This window comes from Microbacterium saperdae (assembly GCF_006716345.1).
Classification (GTDB): domain Bacteria; phylum Actinomycetota; class Actinomycetes; order Actinomycetales; family Microbacteriaceae; genus Microbacterium; species Microbacterium saperdae.
In genome coordinates, this window is record NZ_VFOX01000001.1 from 1311140 (window position 1) to 1334503 (window position 23364).

General features: G+C 64.5%; 21 protein-coding genes and 3 pseudogenes. 12 read left to right on the forward strand and 12 right to left on the reverse strand.

The window, feature by feature from the left end; genetic code table 11:
* The first annotated feature begins 39 nt into the window (after positions 1–39).
* From FB560_RS06225 to FB560_RS20905, 5 genes and pseudogenes are all read left to right on the forward strand, one after another.
* Positions 40–1050, forward strand: coding sequence for a LacI family DNA-binding transcriptional regulator (locus FB560_RS06225; RefSeq protein WP_229673383.1), 1011 nt, complete (start codon positions 40–42; stop codon positions 1048–1050).
* Positions 1051–1184: 134 nt separating this feature from the next.
* On the forward strand, positions 1185–1331 hold the full coding sequence (locus tag FB560_RS21175) for a LacI family DNA-binding transcriptional regulator (protein ID WP_407662563.1): 147 nt from the start codon (positions 1185–1187) through the stop codon (positions 1329–1331).
* A 612-nt stretch (positions 1332–1943) separates the two neighbouring features.
* Entirely contained in the window at positions 1944–2237 is a 294-nt protein-coding gene (locus FB560_RS21180; protein WP_141871564.1) for a TetR/AcrR family transcriptional regulator, read from the forward strand.
* A gap of 324 nt (positions 2238–2561) precedes the next feature.
* A complete protein-coding gene (locus FB560_RS21185; protein ID WP_407662564.1) occupies positions 2562–2744 on the forward strand; it encodes a hypothetical protein in 183 nt (60 codons plus the stop codon).
* A gap of 218 nt (positions 2745–2962) precedes the next feature.
* Positions 2963–3249, forward strand: a pseudogene (locus FB560_RS20905) (transposase); the annotation flags it as partial.
* A gap of 129 nt (positions 3250–3378) precedes the next feature.
* Here the strand turns inward: FB560_RS20905 and FB560_RS20910 are convergent.
* The gene (locus tag FB560_RS20910) at positions 3379–4071 is read right to left on the reverse strand and encodes a TetR/AcrR family transcriptional regulator (protein ID WP_229673418.1); all 693 of its coding nucleotides are present in this window, start codon (positions 4069–4071) and stop codon (positions 3379–3381) included.
* Here FB560_RS20910 and FB560_RS06250 point away from each other — a divergent pair.
* Positions 4048–4485 (forward strand): annotated as a pseudogene (locus tag FB560_RS06250) (transposase); the annotation flags it as partial. The gene FB560_RS20910 and the pseudogene FB560_RS06250 overlap by 24 nt on opposite strands.
* 117 nt (positions 4486–4602) lie before the next feature.
* On the opposite strand, the gene FB560_RS06255 reads toward FB560_RS06250, so the two are convergent.
* Both FB560_RS06255 and FB560_RS06260 read right to left on the reverse strand, forming a co-directional pair.
* Positions 4603–4842, reverse strand: a complete 240-nt coding sequence (locus FB560_RS06255) for a tyrosine-type recombinase/integrase (protein ID WP_267901902.1) — start codon at positions 4840–4842, stop codon at positions 4603–4605.
* A gap of 105 nt (positions 4843–4947) precedes the next feature.
* Positions 4948–6201, reverse strand: a pseudogene (locus tag FB560_RS06260) (IS3 family transposase).
* Positions 6202–6300: 99 nt separating this feature from the next.
* Between FB560_RS06260 and FB560_RS06265 the strand changes: the two are divergent.
* Together FB560_RS06265 and FB560_RS06270 are read left to right on the forward strand one after the other, a co-directional pair.
* Positions 6301–6549: a GntR family transcriptional regulator gene (locus FB560_RS06265; RefSeq protein WP_141871566.1), complete on the forward strand. Its 249-nt coding sequence runs from the start codon at positions 6301–6303 to the stop codon at positions 6547–6549.
* Positions 6513–6953: an FCD domain-containing protein gene (locus FB560_RS06270; RefSeq protein WP_407662570.1), complete on the forward strand. Its 441-nt coding sequence runs from the start codon at positions 6513–6515 to the stop codon at positions 6951–6953. The genes FB560_RS06265 and FB560_RS06270 overlap by 37 nt, the downstream gene beginning before the upstream one ends.
* A gap of 365 nt (positions 6954–7318) precedes the next feature.
* Here FB560_RS06270 and FB560_RS20675 read toward each other — a convergent pair whose 3' ends face one another.
* Positions 7319–7456, reverse strand: a complete 138-nt coding sequence (locus tag FB560_RS20675; protein ID WP_170198078.1) for a hypothetical protein — start codon at positions 7454–7456, stop codon at positions 7319–7321.
* Positions 7457–7962: 506 nt separating this feature from the next.
* Entirely contained in the window at positions 7963–8679 is a 717-nt protein-coding gene (locus FB560_RS06275) for a VIT1/CCC1 transporter family protein (RefSeq protein ID WP_141871568.1), read from the reverse strand.
* Positions 8680–9005: 326 nt separating this feature from the next.
* Here FB560_RS06275 and FB560_RS06280 point away from each other — a divergent pair, with 326 nt between their 5' ends.
* Both FB560_RS06280 and FB560_RS06285 read left to right on the forward strand, forming a co-directional pair.
* Positions 9006–9674 (forward strand): GntR family transcriptional regulator, encoded by a 669-nt coding sequence (locus FB560_RS06280; protein ID WP_141871569.1) that lies wholly within the window; start codon positions 9006–9008, stop codon positions 9672–9674.
* Positions 9675–9737: 63 nt separating this feature from the next.
* Complete coding sequence (locus FB560_RS06285; RefSeq protein WP_087132791.1) at positions 9738–10520, forward strand: acetoin reductase; 783 nt, start codon at positions 9738–9740, stop codon at positions 10518–10520.
* Positions 10521–10765: 245 nt separating this feature from the next.
* Here the strand turns inward: FB560_RS06285 and FB560_RS06290 are convergent, their stop codons facing one another.
* From FB560_RS06290 to FB560_RS06305, 4 genes are all read right to left on the reverse strand, one after another.
* Complete coding sequence (locus FB560_RS06290) at positions 10766–11545, reverse strand: amino acid ABC transporter ATP-binding protein (protein ID WP_141871570.1); 780 nt, start codon at positions 11543–11545, stop codon at positions 10766–10768.
* Complete coding sequence (locus FB560_RS06295) at positions 11538–12482, reverse strand: amino acid ABC transporter permease (protein WP_211349954.1); 945 nt, start codon at positions 12480–12482, stop codon at positions 11538–11540. Before FB560_RS06295 ends, FB560_RS06290 begins: the two co-directional genes overlap by 8 nt.
* A gap of 61 nt (positions 12483–12543) precedes the next feature.
* Positions 12544–13482, reverse strand: a complete 939-nt coding sequence (locus tag FB560_RS06300) for an ABC transporter substrate-binding protein (protein WP_141871572.1) — start codon at positions 13480–13482, stop codon at positions 12544–12546.
* A gap of 30 nt (positions 13483–13512) precedes the next feature.
* A complete protein-coding gene (locus tag FB560_RS06305) occupies positions 13513–14715 on the reverse strand; it encodes a cysteine desulfurase-like protein (protein WP_141871573.1) in 1203 nt (400 codons plus the stop codon).
* A 516-nt stretch (positions 14716–15231) separates the two neighbouring features.
* Here FB560_RS06305 and FB560_RS06310 point away from each other — a divergent pair.
* Both FB560_RS06310 and FB560_RS06315 read left to right on the forward strand, forming a co-directional pair.
* The gene (locus FB560_RS06310; protein WP_211349955.1) at positions 15232–15888 is read left to right on the forward strand and encodes a GntR family transcriptional regulator; all 657 of its coding nucleotides are present in this window, start codon (positions 15232–15234) and stop codon (positions 15886–15888) included.
* A 59-nt stretch (positions 15889–15947) separates the two neighbouring features.
* Positions 15948–17117, forward strand: a complete 1170-nt coding sequence (locus FB560_RS06315; protein WP_325058561.1) for an MFS transporter — start codon at positions 15948–15950, stop codon at positions 17115–17117.
* A gap of 446 nt (positions 17118–17563) precedes the next feature.
* On the opposite strand, the gene FB560_RS06320 is transcribed toward FB560_RS06315, so the two are convergent.
* The 3 genes from FB560_RS06320 to FB560_RS06330 all read right to left on the reverse strand — a co-directional run bounded on the left by FB560_RS06320 (position 17564) and on the right by FB560_RS06330 (position 23158).
* Complete coding sequence (locus FB560_RS06320; RefSeq protein ID WP_141871575.1) at positions 17564–19147, reverse strand: APC family permease; 1584 nt, start codon at positions 19145–19147, stop codon at positions 17564–17566.
* 27 nt (positions 19148–19174) lie between these two features.
* Complete coding sequence (locus FB560_RS06325; protein WP_141871576.1) at positions 19175–20578, reverse strand: glutamate decarboxylase; 1404 nt, start codon at positions 20576–20578, stop codon at positions 19175–19177.
* A gap of 450 nt (positions 20579–21028) precedes the next feature.
* On the reverse strand, positions 21029–23158 hold the full coding sequence (locus FB560_RS06330) for a DUF5979 domain-containing protein (RefSeq protein ID WP_141871577.1): 2130 nt from the start codon (positions 23156–23158) through the stop codon (positions 21029–21031).
* Between the last annotated feature and the right edge of the window lie 206 nt (positions 23159–23364).

Genomic DNA, 23364 nt, shown 5'->3' on the forward strand with positions numbered 1-23364 from the left:
GGCGGTCATAATCGATCAAACGAACGGAAAGGCGGCATCGTGGGCGCAGTCGGGTTGCGTGAGGTCGCCGCGCGTGCGAACGTCTCAGCGGGCACGGTCTCCAATTTCCTCAACCACCCCGGCCGGGTCGCCCCGGATACTGCTGCCAGGATCCGTTCGGCGATCAACGATCTCGGATACGTCGGCAACAGCGCCGCACGCACACTCCGCGTGGGAGAGAGCCGCACGATCGGTCACATCGCATTCGAAGTGGGCAATCCGTTCTTTCACGATTTCGCTCGTGGTGTCGAGGAGCGCGCGGCGGAGGCGGGGTACTCGGTACTGATCGCGAACAGCGCGGCCTCCGCGGAGCGGGAGGCGTCATACCTCGACCTCTTCGAGTCCCAGCGTGCGAGAGGAATCCTGCTCTCACCGGTAGGGGAGGTCGATTCGCGAGTCGAGAATCTCATTCGCCGTGGTATTCCCACGGTCCTCATCGATCGAGTCGCGGATACCTCGCTGTGCTCGTCGATCTCTGTCGACGACGTCGCGGGTGGGCGCATGGCCGTCGAGCATCTCCTCGAGCAGGGACGACGCAGGATCCTGTTCGTGGGAGGCCCTCTGGCGATCGATACGGTGTCAGATCGCCTCGTCGGCGCGACCAGCGCGATCGAACGGGTCGGCGACGCAGCGCTCGAGGTCGTCGAGGTGGGTTCCCGGACGATCGCGACGGGCCGCGAGATCGGTCGACTCATCCGTGAGCGGCCAGCGGAAAACCGACCGGATGCGATCTTCGCGGTGAACGACCTCTTGGCGGTGGGCATCCTCCATGGGGTCCTCGAAGACCCGGCGATCCGGATCCCCGAGGACATCGCGCTCGTCGGCTACGACGACATCGATTTCGCTGCGGATGCGGTCGTGCCGTTGACTTCGGTCCGCCGCCACGGAGAGCTCTTCGGTCGCACCGCGCTCGACCTCCTCCAGCGTGAGATCGCACGGGGGGACGACGTCAGGCATGAGCGTGTCGTCTTCCAGCCGGAGCTCGTGGCCCGACGCAGTACCGTCGGCTGATGCTTCGGGACTTTGGCCCTGAGGCTGATGCATCGAGTTGCTCTGTCTGATTGCAAGCACTCTACGGGCAGCTCGGGCCGAGTCATCTCTCATCCCGCTGGGGGCTGCACCCGAGTACGGGGCGACCGGTGACGATGAGCGATGTCGCTGGACAGCTCGCAATCTCACGCTCTGCGGTCTCGTTCGCGCTCGACAATGAAGCCCAAGTGTCGGTCGAGACACGCGAGCGTGTCGGCGCCGAACCTGCCGAACTCGGCTCCCGGCCCAACGCGGGCGCATGAGCCCTTACGAGCTCGGCGGGCAGCTCATCGTCCAGCACGTCCGGAAGGATGTCGGCGACCCCGATCGGTTCCGGTCCGTTCACCGTGGTCTCCCTGAGCCTCAAAACGACGAGGGCGCCCTGCGGCCATGTCAACCTTTGCAAGGCAGTCAGCACGGGATTCCCCCGTGACGCCGTCGCCCGCAAGGGGATGGGCGGGTGCACCCTCCCGACGGAGAGCCGCTCACCTTCGAAATCGGGGTGGGTTCCGCATCCACGCAGTCGTGTGCTGAGCTGCAGGTCGCGGCCATGAGCGATTTCAAAGCGGGGGAGTGCGAAACGCCGCACGAGGCTTCGCGGCACCCGCCTATACAGGTGGCTCATACGCCAGGGGCGGAACCGATCACTGGCCCTGGTGCAGCGTTAGAGGACGGCGTCGAAAGGCTCGGGCGCCGGAGTCATAGCGCCACTTGTGACCGTCGCAGATCTGCATCCACAACCGGAGTGAATTTATGCAGGGCGGACGAGCAAGCGGGATCCTGCGCTTTGCGGCTGGCAGTATGAGGATGGTGACTTTTTCTGACGCAGAAGGCGAGCTCGACGAAGCCCGCCCGACACGGCAGCAGGCGCGGAGTTGACGGCTGCTATCCGGGCCGCGACTATTGCGGAGTTGACGGAGCATGGTTATGCCGGGGTGAGCTTCGAGGGGGTGGCGCGTCGGGCGCAGACGAGCAAGCCGGTGCTCTATCGTCGATACAGCTCTCGGGCTCATCTGGTTGTCGATGCGTGGTCGGATCGTGCGCCGTTGACACTTCCCGCTCTTGGTTCTGGTTCGCTCCGTGGGGATCTGATCGGCGGGTGTGAGGCGGTCAGTGAGAGGTTCCAGCGGGTCGATCGACGCGTACCGGCGGGTGATCGCCGAGGCTGACGACGAACTGCTCGAGGTGGTCACGAGGTTCACCTGGCGGCGTCGTCCGACGACACCATCTCGCGGATACTGGATGCGGCGCGCGAGCGGGGCGAGATCGGGGAGGGCTCGATACCGGAGCGCGTGGTGCTCCTGCCTCCTGTCCTGCTCCGTCACGAGTTGCTTTTCACGCGGGACGCGTTGTCTTCTCGTGATCGAGCATGGCTGGTTCGCGGGCCTGATCCACCTGCCGACGACCGGCCCGGTGGCCAGCTTCGTGCCGCTGCTGGTGATGGGGTGCTGTTTGGTCTCGCGATGGATTACCAAGTGTTCCTGGTCTCCCGGATGCGGGAGGAGCACGTCCACGGCAGGAATGCGCGCACCGCGGTCCATGCCGGGTTCCAGGGGTCGGCGAAGGTCGTCACCGCGGCGGCGATCATCATGCTCACGTGTTCGCGGCGTTCGTCCCCGATGGTGACGTACAGATCAAGGCGATCGGCGTGGGTCTGGCGGTCGGGGTGTTCGTAGACGCGTTCATCGTCCGGATGACCCTCATCCCCGCCGTGATGCATCTGCTGGGTGAGCGTGCGTGGGCGCTGCCGGGCCGGCTGGAACGACGTCTCCCCGTCTTCGATATCGAGGGCGATGGACTGCGGCGGGAACTGGAGCTGAAGGACTGGCCGGAGCCGGACTCCGCCCCGGTGATCGCGGCGGAGGATGTCTCGGTCCGAGACGGCGACGACGTGTATGCCGCGAACCTGATGTCCGTGACCCCGAAGTCTCTCTGGCCCGCGGTCAAGGCGATGCTGCACTCGGTCTACGACCACCCGACGCTGTCGCGGTGAACGCGCAGTTCGACCGATTGCTGGACTACGTTGCAGACAAGCTGCCCGCCGCGTTTGAGCACCTCGACGCGGCGCGACCGGACATCCTGGCGTTCACCGGATTCCCCGAAGGGTTCTGGACGCAGACCTGGTCCAACAACCCCAGCGATCGCCTCAACCGCGAGATACGCCGCCGAACCGACAGGGTCGAGCTAGAGCGCCACCACCTACGAGAGCCGGCTGACGCGGAGGCGGGTGCTCACCGCGCTGCCGACCCGGGGGATTCGTGTACGTCTCTTATCGCGGACGTGGCTTTGCCCGACGGCGGCTTGTGGCCTTCAGAGTCGCTCTCGGAGTCTTTCTCCGCCGTCGAGGATGAGGGCGAGTTTTCGGTTCAGCCACTGTCGTGGGGCCATGAGGACGGCATCGCGCATGGCAGCTCGTGCGCGTTGCAGCGCCGCAGTTTCGTCTTCGCGAGGTTTCCAGGAATCAGCCATCTCGATGCGTGACACGCCTGGTTCGGATGTGTGGCCGTCGAGCTTCTCTAGACCGAGACGGTGATCGATGACGGTATCGATGAGGAGCATGGCGTCGGGCATGGGGAATCCTTCGCGTTCGAGGTGGACTGCAAGGCCGAGGAAGATATCCATGGTGCGTTCCGGCATCAGTCCGGAGGAGAGGGCGGTCACGACGCCGGGGTGCTTGGCAAGCGCGTTCCACAGGCAGTCCCCGTACGCCAGCAGCACGTCATGCCAGTTCCCCTCGAGTGCCGGCCACTCGATGCTGTCGACCACCCTGTCCCATGCGAGCGAGAGCATGGTCGCGCGATCGGGCACATGCCGGTAGACGGTTGCGGGGGTGACGTCGAGCCGTTCAGCAATAAGCGGGATGGTGACCTCAGTGAAGCCGATCTCGAGGACGGCAGTGATGATGTCGTCGCGGGTGATTTTCGGTGGCCGGCCGATCAGCGGCTCGCCTTTGGGCCGTCTGCGTGGACTGGGCATGGTTTCAGCTACACCGGTCGGCAGCACCGGGACGCGATCGTGAAGTCTCTCCGCCCGGACTATACGGCCCCGTCCGAGCAGGCGGCGAAGGACCGGTTCGAGGAGTTCACCGCCGAGTGGGGCGAGCGATATCCGGCAACCATCCAGCTCTGGCGCAGCTCCTGGGCGGAGTTCGTGCCGTTCCTCGAAAACGACGTCGAGATCCGGCGGGTGATCTGCACGACCAACGCGATCGAGTCGATTAACGCCCGCTACCGCAGGGCGGTCCGTGCGCGCAGGCACTTCCCGAACGAGCAAGCGGCGTTGAAGTGCCTGTATCTCGTGGCACGGTCGCTTGAACCCACCGGCGGCGGGAGAGCACGCTGGATGATCAAGTGGAAGCCGGCACTGAACGCGTTCGCGATCACCTTCGCCGGACGGTTCGAGAGAACCACTCACTGATGAGAATCGCCGGACCTCACACACCGAATTTCGGACAGGCCCTTCGCAGTTGTTGAACAGCGACCCATTGACGTGGATAACGGGACCGGGACGCGGCGCAGGGTTCTCGACGTCTCTCTACAGGGTCCTCGGCGCGCTGCGGCGAGACTGGCCGCTGGCCTTGGCTGACCGTGCGACGAAAGCGCTGGCCTGCTCGGCGGCGGAAGCCAGAGGGCGGTCATCAGGGTGTAGGTGGCCGCGCGTGGTCTCGACGGAGGCGTGGCCGAGGATGTCCTGGGGAAAATCCAGCGGGATGCCGGCGTCGGCCATCCAGGTCGCCCCGGTGCGCCGGAGACCGTGACGGGTGAGATCGGGCAAGCCGAGATCTCCAGAAGGGTTTCCAAGGCCAGGCGCTCATCCTCGAAAACAAGTCACCTGTGTCCCTGACTCGCCCCGGCATGTCCGGAGAGCTGTTTGCTGGTGTCAGCCGGCTCTTTCAACCGGTTCGTTGCGAGCGTAGTCGAGTTGCTCGACCTCGAGGGGTGTGAGGTCGTCGATGGAGCCATGGGTGCGTTCGGTGTTGAACCAGAGCACCCAGGATGCGGTCGCCGCCTCGACCTGATCGACGTCCCGCCAGGGACCTTCGTGGTGGATGAGTTCGGACTTGTAGAGCCCGATCTGCGACTCCGCGAGAGAGTTGTCGTAGGCGTCGCCGACGGACCCGACGGACGGGTCGATGCCTTCGTCGACGAGCCGGTCGGTGAAGGCGATTGAGGTGTAGACGCTGCCCGCGTCGGTGTGGTGCGTGAGCCCCTCGAACCCGGGGTGACGCCTTCGCGGCGTCGGGTGAAGAGAGCCATGTCGAGGCAGTCGAGCACGAGCGCTGTGGTCATGCTCGTCGCGGCGCGCCAGCCGATGATGCGGCGGGAGTGCGCGTCGAACACGAACGCGACGTAGACCCATCCGGACCAGGTCCACACGTATGTGAAGTCGGCGACCCAGAGCTGGTTCGTGCGGAACCGGGCGAAGTGGCGGTCGACGAGGTCCGCGGGGCGGGTCTCCCGTGGATCCGTGTCGACGGGACGTTTCCTCTTCTCGCGGAGCACGCCGGCGATCCCAAGCTCACGCATGAGACGCTCGACCGTGCACCGGGCGATGTCGTGACCGTCACGGCGGAGCCGCAACCAGAGCTTTCGGGCGCCGAGCACCTTGCGGTGCGCCTGCCACGCGGCGAGGATGATCGGCTTCCACCGCTCATCCGACACGGTCTGGGATGACGGTCCGCGCCCGCGGGCGTCGTAGTAGGTCGATGGGGCGATCTTCACGCCGTGCTGGGTGAGCACAGCGCAGATCGACTCGACACCCATCGGAGCCCGCCCTCGGTGCGTTCCTTATGTTCGTCGATGAAGGCGACTATCGCTTGTGTGGCCGGTCGAGTTCGGCCGCGAAGAAAGCTGAAGCCGCCTTCAAGATCCCGTTCGCCCGCCGCAGCTCGGCGTTCTCCCGCTTCAGGCGCTTGATCTCCATCTGCGCGTCGGTCGTCACACCGGGCCGGTCTCCCGCGTCGACCTGCTCCCGACGGATCCAGGTGCGGATCGTTTCCGGCGACCCGATGCCGAGCATCTGCGCGACCGCGGTCATCGCCTGATACTCGCTCGGATAGTCGGCCCGCACCTCGGCGACCATACGGACAGCGCGCTCACGAAGCTCGCGCGGATACTTACTGGGACGTCCCATAAGACAGATCCTTCCAAGGAATCCTGTCTCCGGACATGCCGGGGCGAGTCACGGAGCGGCTTCGAGCGGAGCTCGTGGTTCGGGGGAGGAGCGTTGCGCATGGCAGTTGGTGCCGCACCGTCTGACCATGGCCACGAGTTGGCCGGGAAACCGCTGTCCGGCGAAGAGATCTTTCACCTGTTGGCGCGCCGGACAACCGACGGTTCCTACCCGCCTGGAACGCGGCTGCGGGATCACCGTTTAGCTGTCGAGTTTGGGGTGTCTCGTACTTCTGTTCGAGAAGCGATGCAGCGCCTCCAGTGTGTGTGGGGTTGGTCGAGGTGCATCCGTACCGCTTCACAGCGGTGACGGAGATCGACGCTGAAGTGATCCGGGAGACCCGTCAGTTCGCCGCGTTGCAGACAGCGGCAATGGCGCGACTCGCGATCCCAAGGCTCGGAGAGGGCGATCGCGCCTGGGCGTCACAGCTCGCCGACGAAGCTGCGGCGACGATTCACGGCGGTGGCGAATGGCTTCCAGCGCACGCTCGGCTACTCGAGCATCTGTTCCGCCGTACCGAGAACCGCTTGTTCAGTTTTCTGCTCGAAGACCTGTGGTTCGTCGTGTTGCGCAACCTCACGCAGACAGACCTATCCATGGATGAACGCGTAGCTATTGCCACAGCTGTGACGGACCTCGGTGCGGCGATCCTCGCAGCAGATGTGTCCCAGGCAGAGGCCGCCGCAAGGCGGATGTTCGGCAACTTCGACTGATCCACCACCGCTCGATAAGCGGATATGGCACAGCAAGACTGGCGCGCGAAGAAAGCGCAAGCCCTCCAGAATTCGGCGAAGCAGTTTCGTGCGAGAGCCCGCGCAAGAGACCGAACCGGAGGTGAACGCCCTCGCCGCTGAGCTGCTCTCGAACAGCGCGCCGCCCGGATCGAAGCCGGCGGCAACGACCACTCAAACGATCTGGCCCGATCTGCTGTGACGCGCAGTCGTCACCGCGCCGCCCCTATCGTGCCGTGACTGTTGCCACGGGGCACCTGAAATGGGGGCCTCGTAGGTATCCCTCTCAGCAACACACCATTGCTGAGAGGGATGCCGCTGGAGCTTCCGGTCCTTGTTTCCTGCGGTTAGGCGAGAGTGGCGGCGATGACGATCGCAGCACCGACGAGCAAGCCGGCGGCGATGCCTACCCCGACCCACAGTCCCGTATGCGAAGGGACGACAGGTTCGGGGAGTGTGAGCTCATCAGTGGACGGGAAAGGCATACCAGGATCATAGCCCCCACCTCGGCCATCGGTATGGTTGGTTCGTGACGGCAGGAGTGCCGGTGGGTTCAGCTCCAAGTGTGGTGGTTCGCGATGCAACGTCTCGGTGGTCAGGGCTGCTTCGGCGAACTTGGCAAGAAGATCAGCTGGGAGATCTGGGACTACGGACGACCGGATCCGCTCAGGTCCCGGTGACAACATCATGACAACGGAAGCTGTGTTTGAGTCCGCCCCAGCCTGATTCTGATGACTCACAACCCGCATGATTCCGAGCCGCAATCGAGACACTCCGGCCATTCCGCGGCGGTCACGTGGGTTCGACACTCAAGGCAACCCCTACCGGGGCCGCAGCCAACTACGACGCTGGCCTCGACACACTCGTGGGAGCGGCAATTTCCCAAGCCTCCCGATGGGAACGAAGCCCGGGGTCAATCACCTCGCATCGTTCGGAGGATGCCGATCTGCGGAGTCGTCAGGCGATTGCCCGGCCGGATCATCTCGGCCGTCTATGCGATCCCGGTCGTCCCCAGGAGCGTACCGATCAGGAAGGTGGCGCCTAGCGCGACCGCGCCGCCGACCACGACGCGGATCGTTGGACGCAGCACGGGGCTGCCCCCGAGACGCGCGCCGAGTGCACCGGTGACGGCGAGAGCGAGCAGCACGACGATGAATGTCGCGGGAATCCGTACGCCTGGCGGGAGGAGCATCGCCACGAACGGGATGATCCCGCCCGAGGTGAACGCGACTGCGGAAGCGAGGGCCGCCCGCCAGGGGCTGACCAGATCCTGACCGTCGATGTTCAGTTCCGCAGACAGGTGCGCGCCGAGGGCGTCGTGCGCGGTGAGCTCCTCGGCGACCTTCCGCGCCGTCTCCGGGGATATCCCCTTGGCCTGGTAGAGTCCGGTGAGCTCTTCGAGCTCCTGCGCGGGCATTTCCGAGAGTTCGCGGCGTTCCGTCGCGATGAGGGTCTTCTCGCTGTCGCTCTGACTGCTCACCGACACGTACTCGCCGAGTGTCATCGAGATCGCCCCGCCGACCAACGCCGCCGTCCCCGCGGTCAGGATCGGTGCCAGGTCATTGGTGGCACCGGCGACGCCGACGACGATCGCGGCGACCGACACGATCCCGTCGTTCGCGCCGAGCACTCCCGCGCGCAACCAGTTCAGTCGCCCTGCGATTCCGGCGGTACGCGGCTCACCCGTGTGTGGTCTCGTGGTGATCATGTGGGCGAAAACCTCCTCCGCCGGTCATGATATCCGGCTGCTCCATTGCACCTTACCCGCTGTGGTTCGCGGCAGAACCTTCGGTCCCCCGCACGGTCCCCGCACCGCCGGTGGTGCGCGGACGTGTCATCGCATCCACTGTCCGGTGTATGCGAGCGAGGGCTCGGGGAGTCCTGCAGGATCTGCGGGGCAGTCGCAGATACTCGAAGTGCCCATCTAGCTGAATAGCCCCATGGCGATCGCATCGATCTTGTCTCCTGCGACGGGGGGAGGTAGCCTAGCAATGATCATGTGACATACAAGTGACATACAAGTGAGGGTTTGTGATGATCGAATTAGCGACGGACCGTGCGTTCACCGATACGAAGAGGCGGATTATCTCAGGGGAGTTGGCAGCGGGGTCGATGATCAGCGAGAATGACGTCTCGACTCGGTTAGGGATTAGCCGTACGCCTGTCAGGGAGGCGTTCGCTATGTTGCAGACGAACGGCTGGATGCGTCTCTACCCCAAGCGCGGCGCGCTCATCCTGGACGTCCCTCCGGAAGAGGTTGATAACATTCTTGGAGTACGCCTCCTGATCGAGGGCGACGCGGCTTCCGCGATCGCGGATACACCCGATCGGCGCGAGGCGGTGGTGAGCCGATTGAGAGCCCACGTGGCGAACCAGGACATGGCTCGAGGTGATGACGATCTTGATGCGTTCCTGGATGAGGATAGCTCCTTCCACCGGGCCATCATCGAAGGTGGCGGCAACGGTATTTTGGTGACGTTCTTCGACACGATCCGCGACCGCCATCACCGCATGATGGCCCGTTCGGTCTGGCATCGTCCGGGGTATAGCGAGCGAGTCGTTGCCGAACACGGCGCTCTCGTGGATGCACTCGAACGAAGCGATACCGACACCTTCCGCGCGCTGCTCAGCGAGCATTTCTCGGGAATCCATGGTCGTGATGCCACCGCCTTCAGCGGCACAGCCACCACCTTCGGGCCGTAACAGGTCGGACAACCTGGGCGCGACGACGTTTCGTGTCGAAATCACTCTCATCGAAAGCAGATCATGACTACCAAGAAGGTTGCGCTCGTCACGGGCGCGGGACAGGGAATCGGAAGAGGAATCGCGCTGAAACTGGCGCAGGACGGGTTCGACATCGGTATCGCGGACATCCCGGCTCAGGAGCAGAAAGGCGAAGCAGTGGCTGCCGAGATCGCTGCGTTGGGCCGGAGTGCCGTGTTCGTGCCCACCGACGTGTCGAGCAGGAGCGATGTCGAGGCAGCTGTCGAGCAAACGGCATCCCGACTCGGCGGGTTCGACGTCATCGTCAACAACGCCGGAATCGCACAGGTGAAACCCCTTCTGGAGGTCACCGAACACGATCTCGAGACGGTCTTCTCCGTCAACGTCAACTCCGTGATCTTCGGCATTCAAGCGGCCGTGCGAAAGTTCGACGAGCTTGGAGTGAAGGGGAGGATCGTGAACGCCGCTTCGATCGCCGCTATCCGCGGCTTCCCCATCCTGGGTGCCTACTCGGCGTCGAAGTTCGCTGTTCGGGGCATCACCCAGGTCGCTGCCCAAGAGCTCGCACCGAAGGGCCACACAGTGAACGCGTATGCGCCCGGAATCGTCGGAACCGGAATGTGGGACCTGATCGACGCTGAGATGCACAAGATCAACGGAAAACCACTAGGGAAAAACCTCCAGGACAACGTGGAGGGCATCGCTCTCGGGCGGATCGAGACCCCCGAAGACGTCGCCGGAGTCGTATCGTTCCTCGCCGGCGACAACGCCGTGTACGTCACCGGGCAGGTCATCATCGTCGATGGTGGAATGCTCTACAACTGACCGCCCTCTCTGGTGAACGCAACGAGATCGGTGATCTCGTGTTCATCGGCGCATAGCCGTCATCTCCGCTCGGCGGCTTCACCCTGGCGGAGAAGTGCTTCCCCAACGTGGTTGACTTGAACAGACTGGGAGCATCGCCATCTCGCTAGAAACGCAGCCGCGCCGGTCAACGTTGTCCTCGGAGATGAGCGGCCTGATTGCTTCAGCGGGAACATCCGGAGGGGGCCACCAGCCAAAATCGCCCCTCACCCCGCTCTCGTCGAGCTTGCTATGAACTGTCGGGTGCGCTCGTGCTGCGGGTTCTCGAAGAACTCCACGGCTGAGGCATCCTCCACGATCTCGCCGCCGTGCATCAGCACGACGCGATCAGCGACTTCGCGCGCGAATCCCATTTCGTGCGTCACGACGATCATCGTCATTCCCTGCCGCGCGAGCTCGGTCATGACTTTCAACACTTCCCCGACGAGTTCAGGGTCGAGGGCGCTGGTGGGCTCGTCGAACAGCATGAGCTGCGGCTTCATCGCCAATGCCCGCGCGATCGCGACACGCTGCTGCTGTCCGCCGGAGAGCTGGGCCGGATAGTGCGCCATCTTGTCGGCGAGTCCGACGCTCTCCAGCAGCTCGCGCGCCTCCGCCTTCGCCGCGGCACCCGACAGTCGCCGCACTGCACGTGGCGCTTCCATGACGTTCTGCAGGGCGGTCATGTGCGGGAACAGGTTGAAGCGCTGGAACACCATGCCGATGTGCGCGCGCTGCGCTGCCATCCCTCGCTCGGTGAGCTCGCGGACGCCGTCGCGATACTCACCGAAGCCAACGAGCATGTCGTCCACCCAGATCTGACCGGCATCGATCTTTTCCAGCCGGTTGATCGCCCGCAGGAGCGTGCTCTTGCCCGCGCCGGAGGAACCGAGCAGACAGACGACCTCGCCCGCGCGCACGTCCATCGTGATGTCGCGGAGCACGGCGTTGTCGCCGAAGGATTTCTTGACCTGCCGGATGCGCACGAGCGCCGTGTTGTCATTCATCGATACCTCGCCGGGAGAAGGGGGGACGCACGAGTGCGTTGCGGATGGCCGTCCGGAGGTTCCGCGGACGACCGCGTCGGGTGCTGCCGTCGAAGGCCCGTTCCAGGTAGAACTGGCCAATGCTGGCGACCGTGACGATGATCATGTACCAGACCGCCGCGGCGAACAGCGTCTCCATCACCTCGAGATTGCGGCTGGAGATGTTCGCTGCCGCCTTCACGAGCTCGAAGTAGGTCACCACCGATGCGAGCGAGGTGGTCTTGAGCATGTTGATGAAGTTGTTGCCGGTTGGCGGGATGATGATGCGCATGGCCTGCGGCAAGATGATGCGTGCCAGCGTACGCATCGGGCTCATCCCGAGGGCATGTGCAGCCTCGGTCTGGCCGCTGTCGATGCCTTTGAGCCCACCGCGGATGATCTCGGCCATGTAGGCGCTCTCGTTGAGCGCGAGACCGAGGAGCGCGGCGGTGAACGCGGTCATGATGGCGTTGGTCGGCTGATCGATCAGCGTCCAGTTCGTGAACGGCACGCCGATCACGATGCGGTCGACCACGAGGGCGAGGTTGTACCAGACGAGGATCTGCACGAGCACGGGGACACCGCGGAAGATCCAGATGTATCCGGTCGCCACCGAGATGGCCACCGGATTGCGGGAGATGCGCATGATCGCGATGATGACGCCGATGATGACGGCCACCAGCTGCGCGGCGACCGCGAGGAGCACGGTGTTCCATGCGGCCTGGGCCATGGTGTCCAGCACGACGTACTGCAGCACGTGCGGCCACTGGATTCGTGCACCGGCCAGCACGATGATGATCCCGGCGACGGCGGCGAGCACGATGATCGCGCTCACCCATCGCCAGAAGTGCAGACGACGGTAGATTCTGGGCGCCGCCAGCGGAGTGCTGATGCGGGCGGTCGGGGGTGATGTCTTCACGGGTTCCTTTCGGGGAAGAGGAGCAGAAGCGGGGGACGGCCGAGACCGTCCCCCGCCCTCACTACTGTCCCGCGTTGATCTCGACCGTCTCGATGGCTCCGGCCTGGAGCCCCCAGGCCGCGAGGATCTCGCCGTACGTGCCGTCATCGATGAGGGACTGCAGCGATGCCGCGAGCGCTGCCCGCAGCTCCGGCGTCTCCTTGTTGACTCCGATGCCGTAGAGTGCCCCCTCGAGCGGGGGCAGGTCAACGACCTCGAAGTCCTCGCCGGAGTTGGCCGTCTGGGCGACGTAGACGAGGTTCGCCAGATCGTTGAGCTCGGCGGTCACGCGTCCGGTCTTGACCGAGTTCAGACGCTGCTGGTCGTTGTTCACGGTGACGACGTCGATCGCCTCGGCACCATCGGCGACGCACTTCTCGCTCAGCGCCAGAGCCCAGGCCTCCTGCGAGCTGCCGACGCCTGCCGTCACGCCGTGTCCGCACAGGTCGGCGGGCTCGACGATGCGGTCGGGGTTGCCCTTGGCGACGAGGATGCCGATGCCGGTCTGGAAGTAGTCGATGAAGTCGACCATCTCCTGGCGGTCGGGGCGATCGTTCATGCCCGCCATCGTGAAGTCGACGCGCTGCGACTGCAGGCTCGTGATGAGGTTCTCGAACGCGGAGTCGTTGTAGGCGACGTCGAGACCGAGTCGCTTCGCCATCGCGGTGGCGAGATCGACCTCGTACCCGATGGGCGTCGTCCCGTCGGCCGCGTAGAAGTTGGCAGGTGGGAACTGCAGGTTGGAGCCGACCTGCAGAACTCCGGCGTCCGAGTACTGCGCCGGCAGCAGCGCGGCGATCTCGGAATCCTCTTCCACCCCGGAGACGATCGCCGCCGCCGGCTGGTCGTCTGCGGTGGGCGCCGACGACTCGTCCGTGTCGGTGGGGAGCGTCGACGTGCACGCGGACAGGGCCGCGATGCCGACGAGGGAGAGGGCGAGGAGGGAAAGACGTGACTTCATTGTGTGTCCTTTCGGGGTGGGGTGGAACGTTCAGAGGGTGAGTGCACGCACCGCATGGAGAAGACGATCGACATCTTCGACCGAGGTGTACGGGGCGATGCCCGCGCGCACCGCGCCGTCGCGCAGATCGGCCCAATCCTCGGCCTCGATCGCATAGAAGCTGCCGCCCATCACGGCGACGTCCGCTCGCCCGAGTGCCGCGCAGACCTCGGCTGTAGTGCGGCCGTCGATACGGAAGAGGACGGTCGGCACATGCGTGCGCGGCGCACCGACGCGCTCAACGCCGTCGATCTCGGCGAGGCCGGCGATGAGCCGCTCGAAGAGAGCATCCTCGTGCTTCGCGACCGCCGCGTAGGAGCGCTCCAGCCGCTCGCGGCGCGTGCCGTCCCCGGGGATGATGTCAGCCAGGAACTCCACCGTCTCTGTCACGCCGGCCAGGAATTCATAGGGCAGAGTGCCTAGCTCGAATCGCTCGGGGACCTGCATGGTCGACGGGCGAAGCTTGTCGGGGACGAGCGCCTCCAGCTTCTCGACGTTGGATCCCAGCACGCCGATGTGAGGACCGCAGAACTTATACGGCGAGCACACGATGTAGTCGGCTCCGAGGGCGGTGGCATCGACGAGCTCGTGGGCCGTGTAGGCGACGGCGTCGACGTAGATCTCCGCTCCGACCGCGTGCACGGCTGCCGCGATCGCCGCGATGTCCGGCGCCGTGCCGTACAGGTTCGACGCCGCGGTCACGGCGACGAATCGCGTGCGGTCGCTGAGCACGCGACGCACATCGTCGACTGTCAGGTCACCGGTCTCGCGGTCGAAGTCGATCCAACGCAGGGTCGCGCCGGATAGCTCAGCGGCGAGCACCCACGGACGCACGTTCGCGTCGTGGTCGAGGCGACTCGCGACGATCTCATCGCCGGGGCCGAGGCGACGGGCGACGGCTCTGGCCACGTCGAACGTGATCTGCGTCGCGCTGCGGCCGAAGAACACAGCGCGCGGATCAACGTTCAGCAGGTCGCCCATCGCGGCACGGGCGCCGCGCACGATGCGGTCTGCGTTCTGCTCGCTGTAGTTGTTTCGACCGCGCTGCGAGACGGGACTCACCATCGCGTCGCGGATGGCGTCGGCGACGCGGGTCGGGGTCTGGGTGCCACCGGGCGCATCGAACAGGGCGCTTCCGGTGCGCAGGGCGGGGAATTGCTGGCGGACACGGGAAAGAGGGTAGGTCGAGGACATGGTCGAACTCCAGGCAGAGACAGAGGCGGCGCGTTCACGCTCCCGCGCGCTCCGGTCACTCCGGGAGCACGCGCATCACCTCAGGGATGACGGGTGGGAGAGACGTCGGTGCACCGATTCATCGGCGTGGATCGACAGAATCGCAGTCGCGATCGATCCGATTGCTACAGCACCGTCGTACGGCGGGCGCATGATCCCCCGATGCGCCCATTGCGCCGCTGGCGGTTCTCGCCGTGCGCTCCGTACATGTGTTTCTCCATCGACTAAGTGAAAGAGCCTGAACTCTGCGCTGATATTAGCACGCGAATACCGACTATCCCCTCTCAAGGCGCGCAGACCTCTCGGCTGTCGTACGGGTGAAGCCGGAGAACAACCGATCAACGCTATGCGCTCCCTCGCCGAACCCGCGGCAGGGACGGCTGTCGCATCGACAGCTTGCTCGACATCGTCGACGACACCTTGAATAGTATGCCACTAGTATCTATGATGTACTTGAAAGATAGGGGAGGGGAAGGCGTGAGCGAATCCGGCGGGGAGGGCAGCGCGTCGGCGTCCGAGGCCGCCTATCACCATGTACGTGCTCAGATCTTGGATGGCGCGTTGCTCGGGGGGAGCATGATGAGCGAGGGGACGGTGGCCGACGAGCTGGGTATGAGTCGTACTCCGGTGCGTGAGGCATTCCTGCGACTGCAAGGGGAGGGGTGGTTGCGTTTGTACCCCAAGCGCGGTGCGCTCGTCGTAGAGGTGAGGCCGCACGAACGCGAGGAGATCGTGCGGGCGCGCGTTCTCATCGAATCGGATGCCGTCGCCCGGGTCTCTGGCGACGCCCGGCTGCGTTCCGAGCTTGTCGAGCGGCTGCGGACGAGCCTCGGGGGGCAACGTGATGCCGCTGCGCGGGAGGACCTTCACGGTTTCGCGACGTTGGACGCTGACTTTCACGCCGCGATCGTCGAGGCCGGCGGAAACCGTCTGCTGTCGGACTTTTTTGCGTCGTTGAGCGATCGGCAGAGGCGGATGACGGCGCGGTCGCTGTGGAAGCGCGCGGATCGCCTCGAGGGGGTCCTCGACGACCACACCGAGCTCGTGCGGCTGATCGATGGTGCGCATAGCGACGCGTTCCGGATCGCGCTCGAATCTCACATCCGGCGTGCACATCGGGAGCTTTTGCCATGAGTATCACGCACTCCCTCCCAATCCCGGCGGCGGGTTCTCGGCACCGCATCCGCCCTTGGATGGCCGTGTGCGCGGCGCTCTTCGCGGTCGGGTGGGGTGGTAACGAATTCACTCCCCTGCTGGTGATGTACCGACAGGAGGACGAGATGACGCCTCTCGTGCTCGACGTTCTGCTCGGTGCGTACGTTCTCGGTATCGTGCCCGCTCTGATCCTCGGAGGCCCTCTCTCCGACCGATTCGGTCGTCGGCCGTTCTTCCTTCCGGCTCCGCTCGTCGCTGTCGCGGGGAGCGTTCTGCTCGCGCTCGGCGCTTCATCGCCGACCGTGTTGTTCGCCGGGCGAGTTCTCTCGGGTGTGGCGCTGGGGTTGGTTATGGCGGTGGGGACTGCCTGGGTGAAGGAGCTGTCGCAGGCGCCGTTCGACACCGGAGCTCGGGAAGGGAGCGGCGCAGGGCGTGCGGCGCTCGCCCTCACAGCGGGCTTTGCCCTGGGCGCGGGGGTTGCTGCGGCGCTCGCGCAGTTCGGGCCCTCACCGCAGCAGAGCCCGTACTTCGTGCACATCGTGCTAGCCATCGCATCATTCTCGCTGCTGTGGCGGGTGCCGGAGAGTAGGCGGACAAGTGATGACGGTCGGCCGTTGCTCGAGGACTTGAAGATTCCGTCCGCTGTGCATCGTCGCTTCCTTTTCGTCGTCGTGCCCATGGCGCCCTGGGTCTTCGGCACCGCGGCCAGTGCTTACGCGATACTGCCTGGCTTGATGATGTCGAAGGCTCCGGGCTTGGAGATCGCGATGAGCGGGCTCCTGTGTGTGATCGCACTAGGATGCGGCGTCGGCGCGCAGCGGATTGCGGGCCGTTTCGATGACCCCGGTTCGGCCCGCGGTGTCGGCTCGGCGCTCGCAGTCACCGTCGTGGGGATGGTGCTGGCGGCCGTCGCGGTCGGTCTCGACTCGTTGGCGTGGGTCGCCGTCGCCGCTACCGCGCTCGGGGCTGCGTATGGACTCTTGCTCGTTGGTGGTCTCCGCGAGATCCAGCGTATCGCCGGCCCCGACGATCTCGCGGGGCTCACGGCCGTGTACTACTCGCTGACCTACATCGGATTCTTCATCCCGGCCGTTCTTGCGCTAGTGGGTGCGTGGCTCCCATACACGGTCATGTTCGTCATCGGCGCGGTTCTTGCGCTCATCAGTTTCAGCATCGTCGCTCTGAGCTGGCGCAGGCACCTTCCGTAGCGCGTCGCCGGGCATCGCCGTCCGGTGGCACTGGCAGCGCGGTTGCTCCGGAGGCAGCCGCCAGGCTCCGAGCTGCTTGCGATCCCCGCGGGCCGGTCGCCGTCAAGGACGCCGTGCAGTCGAGGTGCAGCGGGAGTGGCATGGTGGCGTCTGCGCCCCGGGCGCCTGTGATCGCGCCTCCGCACGGCCGTGCGAAAGATCAGGTTCACCGCGTATCGCGACAGGTCGATCAGTATGGCAGCCATGAGCGGTCCGGTCGCGAGCGGATGGTCGCGACATTGAGGATGCTGAGATCGCGCGTCGCTTTCCTCAGGGGTATACGGATGGACATCGCCATGCTGCATCCAAGATATGGAGGACTCGCCCGAATCGTCGTCGACAGTCTCCCGCGACACGGAGTCCGTCGTCGGCAGTGGGCTATGTCATCATGCGGCGCCCGTAGGAGTTCAGTCCTCGTGACGTATCGGATTCACGAGAACGATGTCGGAGCTCGATTTCTCCGCTGCGCTCCGACGGTCCCAGGCCGGGCGTCGCATGGCGTAAAAGAGCAGCGGAGGGCCGCCCAGTAGCAGCACGATGACCGCGACGACCAGGGGATACGTGACATCGGAGAGCCCAAAGAACCCGGAAGGGCGGATAAAGGCGAGAATGAAGGCTGCGGCGCAGGAGACGAAACCCAAGCCCGCCACCAGTGGCATCACCGGCGTCCGATAGCTACGAACAACCCTCGGCTGCGTCCGGCGCAGCCGGATCGCGGCGGCGAACATCAGCATGTACATGATGAGGTAGAGCGCTGCTGCCATGTCCACCAGGGCGACGAACGCTGTGTTGCCATTGGGGACGAGGACGAAGAGCAGTGCGAGCAACGTCACGATCACTCCTTGCACCGCGAGGATGCCCACCTGCACCCCTGCCTTGTTCCGGCGCTGGAGCAACGGCGGAATCAGCCCCGTCCGCGCGGCGGCGAGCAGACCGCGTGAGGGCCCGGCAATCCACGTCACCACCGAGGCGAAAGCACCGAGTGCGACGAGCAGCGAGACCACCGGCGTGCCCCACGAGATGCCCCAGTGGTCGAAGAAGGTCTGGAAGGCCAGGTTGATGCCGTTGGTCACCCCGAGGTCGGTTTGCGGCACGGCCACGGCGATCGCGATTGTGGGGAGGATGAACACACCCAGGATAAGGATCGTGGCGAAGGCGATCGATCGGGGAAAGCCGCGTCCCGGGTTCTGCAGATCGTTCGCGTGCACCGCATTGACCTCCATGCCCGCATAGGCGAGAACGTTCGAGACCACGAGGACGATCGCGGCGATCCCCGTCCAGGGCGGTATGACCGCTGAGGGCTGCAGTGAGGTCTCGGAGTGTTCGCCCGTGCCCAGCCAGAGCGCTCCGAGCGCGATCAGGAGAACTGCGGGGAGGATCGTGCCGAAGATTCCGCTCCAGCTGCCGACTTTGGCGAAGAGGTTGCCGCCGGCGAGAGTGATGAGAGTCGATCCCCAGTAGAGGACGAGGATGACGATGGCGGTGTAGATCCCGCTCTGTGCGAGATCGGGGTTTCCGACGACGAACGACAGGCTTGCCGCGATGAAGGCGATCTGCGTGGGATACCAGACGACGTTCTGAATCCACTGGAGCCAGATCGCGACGAACCCTGCGCGTTCGCCGAAGGCCTCACGCACCCAGGTGAAGATGCCGCCTTTCCACCCCGTTGCCAGCTCCGCTGCCACGAGCGCGGTCGGCACGAGGAACAGAATCGCGGGGATGATGAAGAGCGTGATGGAGCCCAGGCCATAGGTGGCCATTGCGGGCAGGGATCGCAGCGACGCCACCAATACCACCGTGAGCATTGACAGTTGCACGACCGACATGTAGGTCGTCGCTCCTGCCGCGGGTGCGCCAATCGCCGGCCCTGTGTGGTTTCTTGGGCGGCGGTTACCTGATCGGCCGTACGGATGAGGTTTGACGTGTTCCGCCGTAGGGGCCTGAGTGCCGTCCGCGCGCTCGTCCGGTCCTGCGGACTCGTGGTGAGACATCAGCTCGTCCCTTCCTTGTGCGCTGGGTCAGTGGTGGAATCCGGAGTGTTGGCCTTCGGCGGGCAGCGGGCCTTCGAGGGCATCGAGGTAGGCGACTGCGTCCCGGAGGTCTGCGAGGAACGAGAAGGCGAGGTCGTGGCTGAACCCGTTGCGGACGACGATGCGCTGGACGGTGATGTCGACGAGGTCGGCCGGCATCGGGTACGCGGGCACGAGCCAACCCTTCATGCGGAGCCGTTCCGACAGGTGGTACAGATTCCAGTTCTGTGTGTAACCATCTCGTAGGCGCCACGCGAATACGGGGATGTCCGAGCCGTCGTTCCAGAGTTCGAAGGCCGGAATCTTCGCGATCTCGCTCGAGAGGTACAGTGCAACGTCTTGGGTCGACTGCTGCACGGCGTGGAAACCTGTGCGTCCCAGTCGCAGGAATAGGTAGTACTGCAGGAGGACCTGCGCGCCGGGGCGGGAGAAGTTCAGGGCGAATGTCGGCATGTTGCCGCCGAGATAGTTGACGCGGAAGATCAGGTCGTCGGGGAGCGCGGTGATGTCCCGCCAGACGACCCAACCGAGCCCCGGGTAGACGAGGCCGTATTTGTGTCCTGAAGTATTGATCGAGGCGACGCGCTCGATGCGGAAGTCCCATTCCAGATCCGGCTGCAGGAAGGGAGCGATCATGGCACCAGACGCGCCGTCGACGTGGATGGGCACGTCGATTCCGGTGGCTTCCTGGATGCGATCGAGCGCTGCGGCGATGGCCGCGACGGGCTCGTACATCCCTGTGTAGGTGACGCCGAGGATCGCGACGACGCCGATGGTGTTCTCGTCGACATACTTCTCGAGGCCGTGACCGTCGAGAACCTTATGCTCGTCGGAGATGGGAACATACCTTGGTTCGACCTCGAAGTAGTTGCAGAATTTCTCCCAGCACACCTGCACTGCGCTGGAGAGCACGATGTTCGGCTTCTCGGTGGATTCTCCAGCGCTGCGGCGCGCGTGCTGCCAGCGGCGCTTGAGAGCGAGGCCGCCTAGCATGCATGCTTCGGACGATCCGATCGTCGATGTCCCGATGGTCTCGGTGGGGTCCGGAGCGTGCCAGAGGTCGGCGAGCATACGCCAACACCGCGTCTCGATGGCTGCCGTCTGCGGATACTCGTCTTTGTCGATCATGTTTTTGTCGGCGGCTTCGAGGTAGAGCCGAGATGCGTGATCGTCCATCCAGGTGCCGACGAAGGTCGCGAGATTGAGTCGGGCATTCCCGTCGAGCATCATCTCGTCGTGGACGATCTGATGGGCGGTTTCCTGGAGCGATTCCTCTTCGGGGAAGAGGAACTTCGGAAGCGTCGTCGCCTCTCCCGGCCTGGAGAAGATCGGGTTGAGTTCGACCCGGTTGAATCCATCTTCATGCCGCGCTATGCGTTGCGTATCCGACACTATTTCCTCCTTCGCCGGTTCAGCGCAGGCGGGGTTGCCAACACCTAATTCCAGTGTAGTCCTGGCGATTTGTGCGATGATCGGGGACCGGATTGCGGTCCGCTTCGTCGACTCCCAGCCGACCGAGCACTTCAATCACGTCGCTGTGGAGGCGATGTCCAAAGGCGGCATCAGCATCACTGGCGCGCAGTCGCGGGGCATCGCCCCCGGAGGGGTCGAGCATTCATGGTTGCGGACTCACATGCACGTGTTTCTTGTGAGGCGGTATCCGAGCGAGTTTGTGGCGCGTTGCGATCCTCCCCGTCGGATGATGAAACATGGTCCCGCTCGACGAGGCAGGCGCCCTTCGCTATCGGGAAGGGCGCCTGTGTGCGCTCGGAGAACGTCGTGTTGCGACGACCGCTTGTACTCAGCCCCGGACCGGCAGGGAGCTTTCACGCCGAGTGCGCGCTATAGTTGGCGGGTCCGCCGACGCATGGCGACGAGAATCGCGCCAACGATGAGGGCACCGAAGGCCAGTCCAAGCATCCCACCGTCGGTACTCGATCCCGTCGTGGCGAGGCCTGCGGAGGGAGACGCCACGGTTGCAACGTTGGTGAGTTCGATTCGAACGCTCTCGCCGCCCGAGACGGTGACGGAGTTGTCGCTGAAGATCGGCGTTCCCCAGGTCACCCCGTCTAGCCTCTCAGGTGTGAGCTCCGACAGCTCCACGACGGCACCTTCGGGGATTGCCCCGCTAGTGGCCGCAGTCCCATCGTTGCGCACGGTCACTGTGCCCTCGCCTCGATTGTTCGGGCCGGTTCCGTTCGACCAGCTGTAGTGAACGAGAAATGCTGCATCGGCTGCAACGAGATCAGCACCGTCCCCGACGACCTTCTTGACGATGGAGAAGGTTCCCGTCGGTAGCGTCGGGTTGGTCAGAGTGACTTCTACCGGTGTCTCAGTGGAGATGTCGAAGGTGGAAGGGGAGAAGGAAGGCTCAGCCCAGAAGATTCCGTCGACTGTCGGGGGCGTTGTCTCTTCGAGAGTGACCGTGGCGTTGACGGGAATGGGCGCGCTCGTCACCGATGTCCCGTCGTTCTTGACTGTCATCGTCGCTTGGCCGTCAGAACCGGAGATGCCTCCTGTCCAGGAATACGTCACGGAAAACTCGGTCTCCGTTGGTACAAGGCCGGCGTTCGGACCGCCAACGGTCTTCGTGAGTGTAAAGGCGCCGGTTTGCAGCGCAGTCGGGTTTTCAAGCAGCACCTGGACAGGGGTGTCGCGGTTCATCGTGAAGGTACTCGGCGTAAAGCTGGGAGCCCCCCATATGATTCCAGGGATTGCGGTCGGAACCTGTTCGGAAAGGCTCACAGAGGCACCCTCCGGGATGGGGTCGCTGCTGACCGCAGCGCCATCGTTGTAGACGGTAAGAGAACCGCTACCTTCGGTTGCATCCGCACGACCCCCGGTCCACTGGTAGTCGACCGTGAACGAGGTGTCCTCCGCGACCGCCGGTGCGGCTGGGCCAGTGATTGTCTTTGAGACTTCGAACGTATTCAGCACATAGGTGGGTACCACCGCCGTGGATGTGTCTTCGACCGGAGTGGAAGACACTGTGGTGGTCCCGTTCACAGTCGCGGTGTTCTCGAACGATCCCGCGTGAGCCTCTTCGGCTGTCAGCGGGCCGTACGTGCCGGTACACACGAACGAATCCTGAATCGCGAGAGTCGTAGCCGGACAGACGACGTCGACGATCTTAGGATCGCTGAGGACGATGTTTCGGAGAGCTTCCTCGGATCCGGTATTGGTGACGAGGAAACTGTATGGAACGCGATCCCCTTCCGTGAAGGTCGTCTTCGTCGTTCCGGTCTGCGTCGAGTGATCGACGGATTTGACGAGGCTGATCGCACCGAGGGGATCGACGGTCGAGACGGCGAAGAGTTTCACGAGATGAACTTCATGACCGCCTCCGGTGGACGCCGAGAAGCCCATTTTGAACGTCGGAGGTGCGGGAACAGTCATCTGCACCGTCGAGACAACGGACCCGTCGATCGATACCGTGATGGTGGGGTACGGATCTTCTGCGCTCGTGGGGCTCACAACGATCTCCACCTCTCGGCCAGCATCGGAGAGGTCGGAGCCACGTAGATTCGGGTATGGCGTCGACGAGAGAAGGCAATAGCCCTCCGATCCGTTTCCGGGACCGCGAACTGCAACGCTTTGAGCGGCGGAGGAATGGGAGGCTTCACAGGCCTCTCCGACGTATGGCTGTCGGGAAAAGTTTCCATACACGTCGAGCCCGACGCCGAGGTAGCCGTTTTCGATTCCGTCCTGTCCGGCGATCGTCGCGTACCCCAGCGCGCCTCCGGAACCACCGCCGGTCGGACCGGGCTGGTCGAGCGTGTAGGCGCCGTCTGTGAGAAAGAATCCGATTCCGTCGGCGGGCCCGAGACCCGTGCCAGAGGTCGCGTACTGATATTGGGTGAAGCTGATTACCAGCCCCGCTGACGAGGGGAATGCGCGATCGTAGAGAACGTTGCTCGTCGACCCACCGGAGTTGTCAGTGAGCTGAAGGTACCCGGGGTCCGTGCCCAGCACGGGCGAATCGACGGATTTCCTGCATCCGCCTAGGTTGGAAGCCCCGGCCGGGCTGGCGGCGCCCGCTGGCGCGCCGGTTACGCATGCATCTCCGAAGCCGACCCATCGCGAATCGGTGACGGACGAACCCTCAAAGGTCTCGTTCGTGAGTTCCGAACCGGATGCTGCTCCTGCTGCAGGGACTGCCCCGTACGTGAGCATTCCTG

Bases quoted from the DNA above. Each gene is read 5' to 3' on its own strand.
- FB560_RS06285 (WP_087132791.1), top strand. From the start codon at position 9,738: ATGACTACCAAGAAGGTTGCGCTCGTCACGGGCGCGGGACAGGGAATC.
- FB560_RS06300 (WP_141871572.1), bottom strand. From the start codon at position 13,482: ATGAAGTCACGTCTTTCCCTCCTCGCCCTCTCCCTCGTCGGCATCGCG.
- FB560_RS06305 (WP_141871573.1), bottom strand. From the start codon at position 14,715: ATGTCCTCGACCTACCCTCTTTCCCGTGTCCGCCAGCAATTCCCCGCC.
- FB560_RS06275 (WP_141871568.1), bottom strand. From the start codon at position 8,679: ATGATCACCACGAGACCACACACGGGTGAGCCGCGTACCGCCGGAATC.
- FB560_RS06315 (WP_325058561.1), top strand. From the start codon at position 15,948: ATGGCCGTGTGCGCGGCGCTCTTCGCGGTCGGGTGGGGTGGTAACGAA.
- FB560_RS21185 (WP_407662564.1), top strand. From the start codon at position 2,562: ATGCGGGAGGAGCACGTCCACGGCAGGAATGCGCGCACCGCGGTCCAT.
- FB560_RS06290 (WP_141871570.1), bottom strand. From the start codon at position 11,545: ATGAATGACAACACGGCGCTCGTGCGCATCCGGCAGGTCAAGAAATCC.
- FB560_RS06280 (WP_141871569.1), top strand. From the start codon at position 9,006: ATGATCGAATTAGCGACGGACCGTGCGTTCACCGATACGAAGAGGCGG.
- FB560_RS06265 (WP_141871566.1), top strand. From the start codon at position 6,301: ATGGCAGTTGGTGCCGCACCGTCTGACCATGGCCACGAGTTGGCCGGG.
- FB560_RS20675 (WP_170198078.1), bottom strand. From the start codon at position 7,456: ATGCCTTTCCCGTCCACTGATGAGCTCACACTCCCCGAACCTGTCGTC.
- FB560_RS06320 (WP_141871575.1), bottom strand. From the start codon at position 19,147: ATGTCTCACCACGAGTCCGCAGGACCGGACGAGCGCGCGGACGGCACT.
- FB560_RS21175 (WP_407662563.1), top strand. From the start codon at position 1,185: ATGAGCGATGTCGCTGGACAGCTCGCAATCTCACGCTCTGCGGTCTCG.